Raw genomic sequence first — 15,229 nt, 5'->3', positions numbered from 1 at the left:
CTCATTCACCTTGTTCTTCCCAAATTTCTTTATAATATGCCTCGATATTTTCTAATGCTGTTTCCATTTTTAGCACCTTTACTACATCGAGCCCCGCAGTACGTACAATCTTCAATACGCCCATATTCTCGATATTTCGTAGCACCCTGAGTAAGGTAATTACATCGAGATTAAATACGCGGCCAATACTCCCCGCATCATTCTGCAGGCTATCCAAAGTTATCTCTGTTTGATTCGGATGCTTACTTAGAATCATTGCCCAGGCAATCCGCGCTGGAATTTGTTCTGCCGTCATAATATTTTTGCGATAAATCTTATTTTCCCGGCTGACATAGTCTACAAGACCTAATTCCCCTAACGGACAAGCAATGTTATTTTCTGGTGATACGTATTTCGCGCTGCTTTTATAGCGCGGCAAATACGTATTGATTATACAGTTAAAATCATCCTGCAAAGAACGTTCTGCCACGTTGGCACTCTCGTCCTGCATCGTAACCCAGTTTCTTAAACTGTTCATAAAGTCTTCCTTGGTAAACTCCTGCATTTTAAAGAAATTGAAGAAATAGTACCACGAAGTAGCTTCCTCCTCATTGTTGGCTAAATGATATTGCAAAAGCGCCAGCGTTCCCTGTTCTTCTATGTAACGGTCATATTGGTAAATCAACTCCCCCAATGGAGTAAATGTTTGGATGCGTTTACCAGACTTCTTTTCCTGCGTTATCCCTGCGACCTGTAGCCAATAGCGCAGAGACTTCACCATATTTGAACCAATGCCCAGCACATCCATGGGCTTTTCGTCCTTGCTTACAAACACGGCACCATTTTGTTTTACATACTTCATGCCTTTGCTGAGCCAGCCCTTACGAATAAAGAATGTCTCGTGGCCCCTAAATTTCATTATCTATTTCTCCCTTATCATTCGTTATTATTTCGTTCGCAAATACTTGTCCATCATGCAGCCGCCCGCCAAATATTTGGCGTTCATGCACTTATAGCAGTGAACGCACTTTTCCGGGTCGATATAGTAGGAATCACCGATTATGGAAATTGCCCCCGTCCTGCATAGTGATTCACACTTCAAGCACCTGCGGCAGGCATTGAATTTCCGGATTTGATAACCTGCCAGGCGCTGTAATTCATCATGATTTTCTACGTTTAAGGTCTTTACCTTTACAGCATGCTCATAACCATCCTGCATAAAGGGTTGTAACGATAGAATAGGCACATTGCTTTTCGCATCCAAAATAATGGTTTCTTGCAATAGTTTTTGTCCTAAGTCTTTTGCTACTTTTCCAAATGGTGTAAACATATTAATCAGTTCATCATCATAAGGCTTGAACAGCTTATATATCTTGGAATGTTCTTCCGAAGTACAATTCGTGAATTGCAGCTTGACTGTTTTGGCTGCCGCTAAGCCATTACCGCCCTGTCTTGCTTTCCACTTGCCGGAATCAACATAGACTTCCGCATCAGCCTTGCCAATCTTCTTGGCAAAATCAATCAAGAAATTTCGCCATGCCGTAGACTTATCCGGCATATAGATGCTAGACAAGAACTGTGCGCGACTATTATTGTTTGGACAGCAATAACAGCCCACCCGGTCATACCCCAAACGATAGGCATCATTGAAATCTATTTTTTCGGATAAAATATAAAGCCAAACATCAATATCCTTCCAGTTGAAAATCGGCGCTGCTACGGTCTGTTGCTGAATCTTTACCGATTCCGTATTCTTCTCTACCCGGTTATATTTACTGCGGCTGACCGATTCAAACTTGCGAATACCGTAAAAGGTTAAAATCTGCTGATTGCGATAAAAATTACTGATAATCCGCGTGATGGGGCCAGTCTTAAACATGGAGCAACACCACCGCATCATGCGGGCTGGCGGCCCAATTTCCGCGCACATATCCATGAAGTTCTGCTCTTTGTTCTCGGCTACTTGAAATATCGCCTGGGGATGGTCTATGCGAAAACGCTTGGCATATTCCATCGTCATCGGAAATTCTAAGGTTGTATTGCCAAAGATATGCACCAAGCTCGGATTGCTCAACGCTTTGGTTACGATATCGGCCACCACGGTAGAATCCTTACCGCCAGAAAAAGACAGGACGATATTCTCCTGCGGATACTTCTCAGCTTCATGACGAATAAAGTCATGTGCTTCTTCGATAATCGCCGCTAAATGCTCCCGATTGGCTTGCACAAATAATTCCACTTGTCGTTGAAAAGCTTCATCATACTCATCCATACGGCTTTCCGCCAGTGCTTGCCGCAGTTTTTCTACATCTGCCGCAGTGTATATACTGTTCGTTACGGTTTTTCCCTTACCATCTATATAGTAACGGTTTTTGTTAGCCCATACAGATGCTTTTCGCAGACTATATGGCTCTTTGTTCAACAACAGCTCCAGCAAGCGGCGTTCTTCGGGGAACACTGGTCTTAAATCTGCCGTCAAATACTTCATTTTTTCCTGACATAGCGGGCATATATCTTTCTGCGCATCATTGATACGCTTGATAATCGGCGTATGACAATGCGTACAGTAGTATACTTCCGTAGGGATATCCTCTATTGTTTCGCTGCCACACACAGGACATGTTTTATCTAAAGTTTCTATCTTACAATCTTTACACCACATAAATTAATTCCTTACATATAACGGATTCCGTTATTTTATACCTATAAAATTAGCCGTCTATCCCTATGAATGACGGCTTTTTCATTTATTTTTAGAGTTACCACGATTATAAATGTACATTAATATTATATAACGAATTTCGTTACCATTCAACCAATCGGTTAGTTTTTCTCAAATACGGTTAATTGTATCAACTTTGTACATTTTTCCGCTATAATACTTTCAGAGGTGATACGAATCATGTCCATCGGTGACAGAATCAAAGAACGACGTAAATATCTTGGCCTGACCCAGATTGAGCTTGGTCAGCGTATTCATAAATCTTCACAGGTAGTCTCCAACTGGGAACGTGGCTACACTACGGGCATATCCGCTGAGGATTTACAGCTATTAGCCCAGGCTCTTGCCACGGACATTGCGTTTTTCGTCCCCAATGCCTATACTGCCACCTCGGAGGCTCTTGAACCTGACGCACTAAAAACCTTCCAGATACGGGATACCCCCATAGACAGCCGGTTATCTTCTTTAATCGCTGAATACCCACACTTAGATGAAAAATCAAAGGACATTATTGATGCCATCGTAGCCTTGTCCAAAAAAGAATAAAAACGGCAGCGTGCCTGTGACGCAATCGTCAACGGGCACGCTGCCGTTATTTTTCTGCTTGTATAAGATATCGCCGCCTGTAGTAATCCTTGGCTCGGTATTCCACAATGTCCTGAAAATGAGTTACTACCACTTCATTGTCTAAGTATGGTTCCATCGCTTCACAAAATACCAAAGCCCACTCACCCCGGCTTTGTAAAAAAGCACTTTGCAGGAATTGCACCGGCATTTTTTTGATTTTCGTCAAATGCCATGAATCCGTAAGCTTTTGATAATCTTGAAAGCTTCCTACATGCGGCAAATCCTGCCAGTTTCGGCCATGTGCGAAGAACTGCTTCCACACCGGTAATATATCGGCATAGGTAATCCCGGCTTTCAGACGGCGCTTCTCCTGCAACGCCAGTAACACGGGCATCTTATATACCTTGGTCATTGCCGTATTCATCATTTCCTGCAGGAATTCCTCTGCTACAGTACCTTGGATTGCTTGCTCTGCAGGCGTAAGTTCATTGAGTTCTGCCAAAAGCATCAGATAATGTTTGAACGGACTCTCCTTGGGGTGTTTCAGGCATTGTTCGTATACAGATACCGTCATATTGGCAAAGAGTTCCATTCTGGAAGGGCGCTTGCCCAACAGTTGTTTGATGCGATAGTATTCCTCCCGGATGGCTGCCCGCAAAGGCTGCCGTCCTTTTTCCATTTGTGCAAAGAGATCGAGCAGCCGCAAGTCGAAATCAACATAGCAGTTAGCCGGCGCCGCTAGCGCATCATGTTCTCCATAAGAGGCTCTTTCCTCGCCGCAAAGCAATCCCTTTACCAGCCCGGCATTATGATAATTGCCAATGAAGTCCAGCACCACCAAATATTCCTTGCCCGGATATAAGCGCAAGCCACGGCCAAACTGCTGCATAAATACGGTAGGCGATTCCGTTGGCCGCAGAAACATGACCATATCCAAGGCAGGAATATCTATGCCCTCATTAAACATATCCACCGCAAAAATTACCTGCAAATCGCCTGCATTTAATCGTTCTACAGCCTTGCTTCTTTCCTCTGCATATTTTCCCTGCGCATTGCTGTATACTGCCGCTGCTTTTATTCCCTGTTTTACAAAAAAATCCGCCATGCTTTCTGCATGTTCACGCGTTGCACAGAACCCTAGTGCACGTTGCGAACGATATTTTCGATAATGACTTAGGATATTTTTCATCCGCCGGATATTATCCAGATAAATACAATTCAAATCGCCGGCAGCATAGGTTCCTGCCACCGGACGCAGGGATTTATAATCCGTATCATCGTATATACCATAGTAGCGAAAAGGCACCAACATACCGCGGTTAATCGCCTCAAACAAGGATAATTCAAAGGGTACATTGTAATCACATAACGCGTAGATATTCCGCCCATCCAAGCGTTCAGTCGTTGCGGTCAGCCCCAACAGGAATTTAGGCTGGAAATACCGCAGGATATTTTGGTACTGGCTGCTCACCGCATGATGAAATTCATCTATGACAATGTAATCAAAGCAATCCGTCGCAAAATAATCCGGGTGCAAATATTTTTCCTGCCCTAATGTTTCCACGGAAGCAAACAGCATTTTTTTATCTGTTTGCTTTATTTTGCCGGTAAAAAAGCCATAATCAGCCGAGCCGCGTACATGTTGAAAAGCTACAGCGGCCTGCCGCAAAATTTCTTCACGATGGGCAATAAAGAGCACTTTGGCATAAGGCACAGAATCAAAAGCCGCCAGATAAGTCTTGCCAGTGCCTGTGGCCGCATGAATAATTGCCTTATCAGCTCCCTCTGACCGCGTTTTGTCCAAGTAGTAAAGCGCTTCAATCTGCGCACCGCGTGGCTGAATTTCTGCATGGTCAGCAACTTTTGTTTCTGCTGATAATAACGGCGATTTTTGCCAATGTCTGGCATACTGGCATAATTTATCCTCATCAACCAATATAGAATGATTGTCATAGATATGTTGAAAGGTCTGATAGAACTCCTGATATTCCTGAGGATTATCCCGACTGTCCAAGCGATAATTCCACTCCACTGCCCCGCCTAATGCACTGGCAGATAGATTGGACGAACCAACGAACAAATAACTATGCATATCAAAATGCAGGAAGTACGCTTTCGGATGAAAGTTACGCGATTCATCCTTATAAAAGCGCAATTCCACCTTATCACCTAGATAGTAGCGCAATAAATACAAGGCCTGCGGCTCAGTCAGATTAAAATTCGTACCCGTCAGCAACGTGACAGCCGCACCATTTTTCACGGCTTCCAGCAGCACAGGCAAAATCAGGCGCACACCAGATTCTCTTGTATAAGCGACCATAATCTCAATACGGGCTGCCTTTATTGCCAGTTTTCGCAAAGCGGGAAACAGCTGTTTTCCAGCATCACCAGTAAATACCGCCGAATTCTTATTCGCCGTTTTCCCTAGCGTTTTTTGCACAGTATGTTCAGCCATTGCTCATCTGACCGCCCTTCCCTTACATCGCCCGTCACCCAAAGGTTCAACGTCTCCCATGTAATACCTTCCGTCAGTAATCGCCAGCGTTCTTCTGTCAAATCGGTAAAATAACGGCCATGCCGCATACCGGAAAAGTCACCATATTTGAACGAAGCATAGAATATCCCCTCGCTATGCAAACCAGCCGCCAAATTCTGCACAACCTGCCTTAATGTTTTCCAAGGCAAATGCAACAGGGAAGCACAGGCCCATATCCCATCATAAGCATCGGTTTCCGCAAAGTCAGCAAAGGACTGTCTGACCACCTGCTGATGGATATAATCTTCTGCCAGTGAGGCCAGGTTTTCGGCTCCATCTAATGCGGTTACGCGAAATCCCTGTGAGAGGAAATAATAGCTGTCCCGCCCAGAGCCACAGCCAAAATCCAATATATGACCACCAACGGGTATACGCCTTAGAAAAGCTTGCTGGATTTCCGTAAAGTCCACCTGTTGGGTTTGGCTGACAAATTCTGTTGCATTATCGTTATAGTATTGCATCGTTATTTCTTGCACATCATCCATTTTCATCCCCCCAGTTTCATTTTAGCGGGAATTGCCAGGTACAAACTCTCTTTTGCCGTTATATAGATAAAATTTCACGTTAAATGTAGTATGTTAATGTTATTTGAAGAGATCTATGGTACAACAGGCATGAAAAAAGCAGCCCGAAGGCTGCATCATTGGATAATAAAAGGGCAACTGAGCGATCAATTATCCAAAAATCTTTCAAGTTCCGTTTCTTCCAGTATCTGTGTCAAAACTCGATAGTCCAAATACTGAATCCCCTCCATGCCGCTATGGATTTTATCAGCTAAATCACTGCCATAATATATGTGCATGGCCTTTTCCAGCGATATCGCTTTCTCCTGGGCCAGCTGCGCGATAATACGTTCTTCCAGTTTTTCCTGATAGACCTGTTCCAAAACATTTTCGTCCATGACTTACACCTCAAAGTAAGAATCGTAACTCAGTAATTTATCAATGGCTTTCTGTGTTATGAACGCTATCTGGTCATAATTGGGATAAGCTTTGATTTCCTTTAATGCTCTATCCTTCTCCCAAATGCCAGTACGGTATAAGTCCACCACCCGAAACACTTTATCATTTGCAACCTTACCAGAAATTAGGTCATACTCTTTATAATCTGTATTTCCATCCCGGCACTTGCAAACAAAGTCTATCCATTCCATCAAATCTTCCGAAAACGTCTTATGCTTCAAACCGTCAATATCATCAGCCATCTGATAGCAATTCACCACAGCTGATTTCCCCTTTTGCAAACCAGCCTTACGCCGTGCCCAGCGCATAGCCTGTTCCTTGACCGTAGTTACATAAAATCCCTGACCAAAATCAAGCAACCGATAAGAATGCAACACATCCGGCTTTTTGATTATCTCTGTCGAGCCGTGATAAACTATCATACCTCCACACCTCTTATCCGCAAGTATTCTTTAATGTCATCTACCAAATAGCCGCTGCCCTGCGTATGGAGAATATCATAATTAGGCACGAGATATTTGTCAATACAGCCAGTCTCCTGCAATTTACCATATACCTGTTTGGGAGAAAGATTCCATTTATTGGCACAAGCGTGAATCATGTAAACTACAAATTCCATGCTGTCCTGATTCATAGTCAACACCTCATTTCCCGTAATTAGCTGCCAAAAATTCAAAAGTAGTACTTCCCTGCTTATCAAGAATACGTGCTTCAAAAACATCACGAGCATCTTGCAAACTTTTGGCATACGCCTCACGGCTGAAAATGTTTCTGATGGTTCAATCAGCAAAAATATCCTTTAACTGAATCTCCAAATCATCATACAAACTCACTTTCAAGGACAGTTTTTGTTCAGCTCTTTCTTCTGCTGTTAAACGTGCCCACTCATTTTCACTGAAGTTTGTATAGATATTGTCAAGATAGTACACACCATGCTCATTAAGTCTGTATACTTCAATAGCTTCGTCTTTAGGGCTGATTATCCAATATTCTTTTACCCCAAATTTTTCGTAAATATCCTTCTTGACGGTCATATCCCGTTTGCGGGTACTGGGCGAAAGAATTTCAGCAACAAAGTCCGGTGCTCCGTCAATATAGGTATCTTTAACCTTAGAGCGTTCACAAGTGATGTTAATGTCCGGTATCAAATGGTTTTGTTCGCTAAATACGACTTCTGCTTCGGAGAACACCATACATTTCTTCCCTTGCAGGAAATTGCCGATAATCCGGTGCAAATGCCCCTGTATTCGAATATGACGAATATTTGCCGGACTCATATTATACACAACGCCATTCAGCAATTCGTTTTTTCGGTAGTCCTTCAGCGCCTCCATCCGAAATCCCTCTCTTTCACTATGAACGCCTATATCTTTTCCTGTTCTCCCATATTATACACCGCCCGCCGCTAACCGGTCAAATTGACTGGTCAACCGACATTGCCCAAGTACACATATTTCATTCTCTTTTGGGCTATTTTTTGCAATTCATAGAGCTTATCCAATTGCGTGGCAGATGCTTTATATTGATAGCGTGGAAAATAGCGTGACAAATGCAGGGGGATTTCTCTATTGACACCTGCCAGCCAATCTACCTCCGCACAAAATTCGTTGATATCATCGCTTATGCCCGGAACAACCAATGTGGTCACTTCCACATACACGCCCGCTTCTGCCGCCATTTGGATTGTCCGCTGTGCAGCCTGCAGGCTGCCGCCCAGTTTGGCATACGTTTTGTCCGCAAAGGCCTTGAGGTCGATATTCATGGCATCCACATAAGGCAGCAATTCCGTCAATGGTTCTTCTTCAATCTGTCCGTTCGTAACGAGCACGTTTTTTTGTCCCGCCTGATGCAATAAGGGCAGCGTATCCCGCAGGTATTCATAGCTCAGTAATGGCTCGTTATAGGTAAAGGCCACGCCGATACTGCCATATTGCTGACTTGTCTCCTGCGCCAGCTCTGCCAACTGCATCGGACTGATTTGCCAGCGTACTTCCCGCTCTCCCCCTTGGGAAATCGTATGATTCTGGCAAAAGGGACAGGCCATATTGCAACCGAAACTGCCCAGGGACAGAATCACGCTGCCCGGATAAAAATGATACAAAGGCTTTTTTTCGATGGGGTCAATGGCCAGCGAAGTAACTCTGCCGTAATTCAGACTTTTTATCTGCCCTCCCTCGTTGCGGCGTGTACGGCAAAAACCAACTTGTCCTTCTGCCAAAGCACAATGATGCGGACAAAGATTACATGCTTGCTTATTCATGTTCGCCACCTCAAAATCTGATTTATCTGAAAAATACTTGTGCAAGAAAAGCTGACAGGTCAATTAGGACTTGTCAGCTTTTCGTTTATGCTTCTTCGTTTTGCAGGGCTTCTATTCCCTGTTTGAATTCTTCCATGGTCAGGGTGAAGTATGACAACTCCTGCAAAATGCCATACACTTCCTGCTGGGATTTTGCCTTGTCCAGACGCTCCACCAATTCATCTTCCGTCAGCGCATGCAACAGCATGTGCTTGATTTCTGCAATGTCCATTATACTGCCGCCTTATCCTTGATTTCGTCATCGTCCGTAATACGCGCCTCATACTCTGGCTGCTGCTCAAAGATAATGGTCGGCGCCAGGTAAAAGCCATTGAAACGGGTCGCACTGACGCTGGTATACGCGCCCATCTCCGTCACCAATACGTTATCTCCGATTTTCAGTTCCGGCGCCATAAAGTCGCGATACAGCACATCAATGCCATCACAGCTGGGGCCACCGAAGGTTGAAAGTTTCTTGGCGCTCTTGCCGAAGCAGTGCAATGGATACGTCCAATGGTCATACATAATCCCGGAGAAACAGCCATAAATGCCCTCATCGAGAATATACCAGGGCTGCTCACCACGATTCTTGGTACCGATAACGGAAGTGATGAGATTTACTGCCGTACCGCACATATAACGTCCTGGCTCCGTCCAAACCGCCGTATCCGGGAACAGTCGGTCAATCTGTTTGTTGATGGCTTCCATCATCGCCGCCAAATCCACATTCAGGCCATTGGCATCCGGCACGGGGAAACCGCCGCCGATATCCAAATCCGTCAGGTGCATGCCCATTTCTTCTGCTTCATCAAAGAGTTTTCTCGCCACCAGCAAGGCTTCTTCATAAGCTGCTGTGGAGAGGGACTGACTGCCCACATGGAAGCAGATGCCCATAGCATGCAGGCCCGCTTTTTGGGCGGCCAAAAGGAGGTCAAGGGCTTCTTCAACAGGTGCACCGAACTTCGTATTGAGATCCACCAGCGCCTTGTTATTGCGCACAGCAATGCGCACCAATACATCGGCCCCTGGCACAGCCTCAGCCATCTTGGGAATCTCGGTGTGGTCATCAAAGGTAAAGCGGCGCACGTTAAACTTCTGAGCCGCCTCCAAACCCCGCCTATCCTTTACCGGATTAGCATATATCATCTGCGAACCATCTACACCCAATTCATGTAGAATCTCCATCTCCCCGGCAGAGGCCACATCAAAATGAGCGCCCAAACCTGCCAACCGGGACAAAATTTCCGGCGTAGGATTCGCCTTCATCGCATAAAATACCCCCGCCCGCGGTAAATGACGGCGCATAAACTGGTAGTTTTCCTCAACCTTGTCCAGCGATGCCACCAAAAAGGGCGTCGGGTAACGCTTGGCAAGCGTTTTTACTTCTTTTTCGGTAAGTCTGAAATTTTGCATAACACAACCCGTTCCATAGTAAATTTAAGATGAATTGACAAATGTTCATCTCATAAGCTACATTGTAATATAAATGATACAAATTAACAATATAAAATCGAAATAAAAACTTCTTTTACAAAAAACACCACAGGATTTGCGATAAGCAAAATTTTTGGCCAAATTTTTCACCCTGTCAAGTAAAAGTACTTGCACCCCCCCACTTTTTGTGCTAAAATACCATTATTGTGTGTTAGGAGCGAGTTGGCTCCCACAGGTTAAGGACGAACCGTTAAGTAGTTGAAAATATCGATAAATATGTATATAAGTGGACAAAATCTTATATACATATGCTTAACGGGCCGTTTCAAGCCCAAGTGACCGTGTTCAGCGAAAGCTGTTTGCGGGATGAACTAAGTTGTCGGGATAAGTTAAAGACTCACCTGCGGATGTAAACCATCAGTCCGCTGCTCTGAGAGTGCCAACCAAGAAACACCGCTAATGTCCTGCGGGGATAACAGGGAAACACATGAGCTTCATGATGACATGGGCAAGAAGGAAATTTCCCGTGCTTGCACGGAGATGGCAGAGATGCCACAAAAGAGGACGTTTGCCCTTTTGTTGTATGAAGGGCAAACATTCCTTAAATTTATGTTTATAGGGTTCAAATGTGCTTAGATATGTATATTCGAGTATATTAGACCATATTTTTAGAAGGAGGTGTAACACATGGCAAGTGTTTGCGAAATCTGCGCTAAAGGCGAACTGTCTGGCAACAATGTCAGCCATTCCCACTTGAAGACGAGACGCACTTGGAAGCCGAACATCCAGCGTGTACGCGCTGTTGTTGAAGGCGAAGTGAAACGTGTCAACGTCTGCACGCGTTGCCTGCGTTCTGGTAAGGTTCAGCGTGCCCTTTAATTTGCGCATAAATATCACCAAAAGCTGATATATCATAAAATAACCCTATCGCAGTTGTTGCGGTAGGGTTATTTTATATGCACTGACACATTGTTTTTCAAAATGCCTTGTGCTAGACTTAACTATAAATACATACAGTGCGAAACTTTTTAAGGTGGTGAACATTCTATGGCCATACCATACAATATCATAGACTTTGATATGCAGATAGGAAAGAATAAACCGGAAACCATCCGTCATCCGGACAACTACTGCCCCTTCTGCCATCCAGAGGAACTGACGGATATCATCGATAAAGATGGGCCAATTATCCTGCTGCGCAATAAATATAACGTCCTTTCCGGCACGGAACAATTCGTCCTGATTGAAACGGATATCTGTCACAGCGATATGCCAGACTACTCTGCCCCCCATATGGAACGCCTGCTGCGCTTTGGCCTGCACCATTGGCAGCGGCTCCTGCAATCCGGCAAATATGATGATGTGGTGTTCTTCAAGAACTATGGGCCGCTATCCGGCGGGACTATCCGTCATCCACATATGCAGATTGTAGCCTTTCCTCACCTGGAACAGCCTTTGAGCGCTCTGCCGGAGGAGTTTGCTGGGGAAATCATCACCTGTCAAAACGGCGTGGAATTCAATATCTCCACCACTCCCCGAATCGGATTCTGGGAACTCAATATTATCCCTGCAGAAATCGAAAGCCCTGCTGCCATCTCGGCTTTGGCCAAATTCCTGCAAATTGGCACCGACTATTTCACCCGTCATTTTCATCAAGGACGGATACAAAGCTACAATATCTTCTTCTACCAGCTAAAGGGACAAGTTTATGCCAAAATCATGCCCCGTTTTGCCACACCGCCGCTCTATGTCGGTTATGGCATTCATGTATGTCCTACCAATATTCCGGAAGCTGTAGCTGAAATCAAGCAGCTTTATTTTTCCACATAAGCAAAAAATGTCATCTGACCGGTCAAATTAACCAGTCAGATGACATTTTCTTATGCTTCTTTTTTGTCAAAAGGTACGTGATTGAGAATAAGTTCCGGATTGTTGTCGGTAATCCAGCCCAAAGCCCATTCGTTGTTGACCAGCAGCACCGGGTTATTGTGGCGGTCGTAGACGAACATACCGCGGTCAGCGCCTTTAAGCTCTGCCGGCGTTACTTCATGGCCGTCTTCAAAGGCCATCCAGCGTGCAACTTCATAGGGCTGCATATTCATCTCGATATCTACGTTATACTCGTTCTTGAGGCGGTATTCGAGCACTTCAAACTGCAGGGTGCCGACAGTGCCTACAATGTAGGATTCCGTACCAGCGCCGGCCTGCTGGAACAGCTGAATCGCACCTTCCTGCGTCAGCTGTTCAATGCCCTTGACGAACTGCTTGCGTTTCATGGTATCCTTGGCCTGTACGCGGGCAAATTTTTCTGGCGGGAATACCGGGAAATCGGCATATTTGAACTTATGGCTGGCATCGCAGACCGTATCGCCGATACCGAACACGCCCGGGTCAAAAAGGCCGACGATATCGCCGGGATATGCCGTGTCGATAATCTGTCTGTCCTGCGCCAGGAACTGCTGGGGCTGGGCCAGTTTGAGCATCTTGCCCGTGCGTTCATGCCAAACTTCCATATTGCGCTCGAATTTGCCGGAGCAAATGCGGATAAAGGCCAGACGGTCACGATGTGCCGGATTCATGTTCGCCTGAATCTTGAAGACAAAGCCAGAGAACTTTTCATCGTTAGCGGCAATCAGACCATCCGAGGACTTGCGCGGCTGTGGCGTAGGGGCCATTTCAATATAGCCTTCCAGGAAGTCCTGCACACCGAAGTTGGTCATAGCCGAACCAAAGAACATCGGCGTCAATTCCCCTTCATTGACCTTAGCCATGTCAAATTCTTCACCGGCTTCGTTCAAGAGTTCCAAGTCCTCCTGCAAAGCTTCCCAAACGTCTTCGCCCACGCGTTCGATAACCTGCGGGTCATCCGGCTCAAACACATCGGCTACGCGGGCTTCCTGACCGTGGGTGGTGTCGGCGGCAAAGAGCAGCACCTTGTCGTTGCGGCGGTCATACACGCCCATATACTGCCCGTCCTGACCAATTGGCCAGTTCATGGGATAGGAGCGAATGCCCAGCACGTTTTCGATTTCGTCCATCAGGTCAATCGGCGCCTTGCCGAAATGGTCAAGCTTGTTGACAAAGGTAAAGATAGGAATACCACGCTGTTTGCAGACCTTAAAGAGCTTTTTCGTCTGCGCCTCGACACCCTTGGCTACGTCGATAACCATGACAGCGCTGTCCACAGCCATCAAGGTGCGATAGGTATCTTCACTGAAGTCCTGATGGCCCGGCGTGTCGAGAATGTTGATACGGCAGCCATCATAGTCAAACTGCAATACCGAAGACGTTACCGAGATACCACGCTGTTTTTCAATTTCCATCCAGTCGGACACCGCATGACGCTGCGTCTTGCGGGATTTGATGGAACCAGCCAGATGAATGGCACCACCGTAGAGCAAAAGTTTTTCCGTCAACGTCGTCTTACCTGCATCCGGGTGCGAGATGATGGCAAAGGTACGACGCTTTTCAATTTCTTTATCAAGTTCTGCGCTTAAAGCTGACAAAATAAATCCTCCAATGTCGTATAATTCGTTTAATATTGACGCAATCCCACTTTTCCCTTTTGAAATTCCTAAAAGGTTCAAAATACGAAAAAGATGGTTGTTTCGTGTACGAGCAACGTAAAGCCTTGCTACGACTAGCTGCGAAGCATCTTGCGGTTTCCCTCTGGGGCAATGCCACAGAGCGTACTTATATCTATTGGCAGCCTCTACGCACTCGCATAACACCCATTTTACCATAAAATAAGAACGGAAGACAAGAAAATTGGCACGAACAACAGTGCTGCGGAAAAAATATCTTTATTTCATTTATATCGCTTTTACCCATTTTTCTCTACCGACCTAGCACTTAATCACGGACATCTTCAGCTTACGGGCATACGAATTCCATCTCATATATAGCTGCATCAGAATTCCTATAAGCCCTGCCACGGCGCTCTGATTGCAGGCAATGACCTTATCTGTTTATCCTGCAGTTCATAAACTATGCCGTTATCTGCCAGTTCCTGCAAAAATGCATTTAGATAAACAGGGCTTTGAAACTTCTGCATGAAGTCCAGTGTAAATCTGCCATTTACCGCTGAGATTTGAATGGTGATATCCATAACAGTGGCACTCCAGGCATGGAACTCTTTTACATATTTTTCCGCTTCTCCGAAAATTCCAGCCAAGTCCATTTTCGTTCACCTCTAGCATCAGTCTAAATATTGGCTGATTCCTACTTTATCCGCAGCCTTCCAGAATATTGAATACAGGAAACCATTATCCCACTTATACTCATATGCCGTCACATTTTCGCCATTTTTATTCACGCAACTCAACAAGCGGATATTTCTCTGGCCAACATTTTTAAACGTACTGAACCGATACGTCGATTTTGCAATCTTAGCAGGATTTCCATAGGCATCTGCACCACCATTACCCGCATATACAATGCAGCTTACGTAGGCAACACCATCTTCCACATAATAATTACAACTGGTCAAGTCCAGATAATAAACCGTTGCTTCATCCACCCCACAGATTGGAATATTATGGTTCAAGTAAAGATAGTTTTCTCGCTCAGGCATATCCGGTTGAGGCTGCCTCGGCACCTTCTTATATTCCACCTTCATATCATATCTTTTGCCTGTGATATCCACACCATCCGTCATCCCATTGGCAAATACACTGCTTATGCCCATAATCATCAATGCACAAATCATCAAAGCTATTTTCTTCATTTAC

17 protein-coding genes are annotated in these 15,229 nt (G+C 45.1%); 3 read left to right on the top strand and 14 right to left on the bottom strand.

All coding sequences use genetic code 11. The features are described 5' to 3' along the window. Position 1 precedes the first annotated feature (1 nt). Positions 2-898, bottom strand: a complete 897-nt coding sequence (locus G598_RS0110405) for a DUF4007 family protein (protein ID WP_026766916.1) — start codon at positions 896-898, stop codon at positions 2-4. A gap of 27 nt (positions 899-925) precedes the next feature. Beyond that, positions 926-2,593, bottom strand: a complete 1,668-nt coding sequence (locus G598_RS0110400; protein ID WP_245582794.1) for a phosphoadenosine phosphosulfate reductase domain-containing protein — start codon at positions 2,591-2,593, stop codon at positions 926-928. Positions 2,594-2,881: 288 nt separating this feature from the next. Here G598_RS0110400 and G598_RS17705 point away from each other — a divergent pair, with 288 nt between their 5' ends. Continuing rightward, positions 2,882-3,247: a helix-turn-helix domain-containing protein gene (locus tag G598_RS17705; protein WP_037363934.1), complete on the top strand. Its 366-nt coding sequence runs from the start codon at positions 2,882-2,884 to the stop codon at positions 3,245-3,247. Positions 3,248-3,293: 46 nt separating this feature from the next. Here G598_RS17705 and G598_RS0110390 read toward each other — a convergent pair whose 3' ends face one another. From G598_RS0110390 to G598_RS0110350, 9 genes are all read right to left on the bottom strand, one after another. Next, entirely contained in the window at positions 3,294-5,723 is a 2,430-nt protein-coding gene (locus G598_RS0110390) for a DEAD/DEAH box helicase family protein (protein WP_026766914.1), read from the bottom strand. Further along, complete coding sequence (locus tag G598_RS0110385) at positions 5,693-6,289, bottom strand: class I SAM-dependent methyltransferase (protein WP_026766913.1); 597 nt, start codon at positions 6,287-6,289, stop codon at positions 5,693-5,695. Before G598_RS0110385 ends, G598_RS0110390 begins: the two co-directional genes overlap by 31 nt. 185 nt (positions 6,290-6,474) lie before the next feature. Then, positions 6,475-6,705 (bottom strand): hypothetical protein, encoded by a 231-nt coding sequence (locus tag G598_RS0110380; protein ID WP_026766912.1) that lies wholly within the window; start codon positions 6,703-6,705, stop codon positions 6,475-6,477. A gap of 3 nt (positions 6,706-6,708) precedes the next feature. Beyond that, on the bottom strand, positions 6,709-7,188 hold the full coding sequence (locus tag G598_RS0110375; RefSeq protein WP_026766911.1) for a DUF3990 domain-containing protein: 480 nt from the start codon (positions 7,186-7,188) through the stop codon (positions 6,709-6,711). Next, positions 7,185-7,400, bottom strand: coding sequence for a DUF3791 domain-containing protein (locus G598_RS0110370; RefSeq protein WP_026766910.1), 216 nt, complete (start codon positions 7,398-7,400; stop codon positions 7,185-7,187). The genes G598_RS0110375 and G598_RS0110370 overlap by 4 nt, the downstream gene beginning before the upstream one ends. 145 nt (positions 7,401-7,545) lie before the next feature. Then, positions 7,546-8,100 (bottom strand): Uma2 family endonuclease, encoded by a 555-nt coding sequence (locus G598_RS17700; protein ID WP_037363932.1) that lies wholly within the window; start codon positions 8,098-8,100, stop codon positions 7,546-7,548. A 92-nt stretch (positions 8,101-8,192) separates the two neighbouring features. Next, positions 8,193-9,026: an AmmeMemoRadiSam system radical SAM enzyme gene (gene amrS, locus G598_RS0110360; protein ID WP_026766909.1), complete on the bottom strand. Its 834-nt coding sequence runs from the start codon at positions 9,024-9,026 to the stop codon at positions 8,193-8,195. 85 nt (positions 9,027-9,111) lie between these two features. Continuing rightward, positions 9,112-9,297, bottom strand: coding sequence for a hypothetical protein (locus G598_RS0110355; protein ID WP_026766908.1), 186 nt, complete (start codon positions 9,295-9,297; stop codon positions 9,112-9,114). Then, the gene (locus G598_RS0110350) at positions 9,297-10,478 is read right to left on the bottom strand and encodes a type III PLP-dependent enzyme (protein WP_026766907.1); all 1,182 of its coding nucleotides are present in this window, start codon (positions 10,476-10,478) and stop codon (positions 9,297-9,299) included. The genes G598_RS0110355 and G598_RS0110350 overlap by 1 nt, the downstream gene beginning before the upstream one ends. Before the next feature lie 708 nt (positions 10,479-11,186). Here G598_RS0110350 and rpmB point away from each other — a divergent pair. Together rpmB and G598_RS0110335 are read left to right on the top strand one after the other, a co-directional pair. Next, on the top strand, positions 11,187-11,378 hold the full coding sequence (gene rpmB, locus G598_RS0110340; RefSeq protein WP_014424781.1) for a 50S ribosomal protein L28: 192 nt from the start codon (positions 11,187-11,189) through the stop codon (positions 11,376-11,378). Positions 11,379-11,552: 174 nt separating this feature from the next. Then, positions 11,553-12,329 carry a DUF4931 domain-containing protein gene (locus tag G598_RS0110335; protein ID WP_102012095.1) on the top strand — a complete coding sequence of 259 codons (777 nt, stop codon included), beginning with the start codon at positions 11,553-11,555 and terminating at the stop codon, positions 12,327-12,329. 50 nt (positions 12,330-12,379) lie between these two features. On the opposite strand, the gene G598_RS0110330 is transcribed toward G598_RS0110335, so the two are convergent. The 3 genes from G598_RS0110330 to G598_RS0110320 form a co-directional block, all read right to left on the bottom strand. Then, positions 12,380-14,005, bottom strand: a complete 1,626-nt coding sequence (locus tag G598_RS0110330) for a peptide chain release factor 3 (RefSeq protein WP_026766905.1) — start codon at positions 14,003-14,005, stop codon at positions 12,380-12,382. A 413-nt stretch (positions 14,006-14,418) separates the two neighbouring features. Further along, entirely contained in the window at positions 14,419-14,679 is a 261-nt protein-coding gene (locus G598_RS0110325) for a hypothetical protein (RefSeq protein ID WP_026766904.1), read from the bottom strand. An 18-nt stretch (positions 14,680-14,697) separates the two neighbouring features. Next, positions 14,698-15,225 (bottom strand): hypothetical protein, encoded by a 528-nt coding sequence (locus G598_RS0110320; protein WP_026766903.1) that lies wholly within the window; start codon positions 15,223-15,225, stop codon positions 14,698-14,700. Positions 15,226-15,229 lie beyond the last annotated feature (4 nt).

Origin of the sequence: Selenomonas ruminantium subsp. ruminantium ATCC 12561 (assembly GCF_000424065.1) — a bacterium.
Classification (GTDB): domain Bacteria; phylum Bacillota; class Negativicutes; order Selenomonadales; family Selenomonadaceae; genus Selenomonas_A; species Selenomonas_A ruminantium.
The sequence above is the reverse complement of the archived record's forward strand: the minus strand, read 5'-3'. Positions and strand labels throughout refer to the sequence as shown.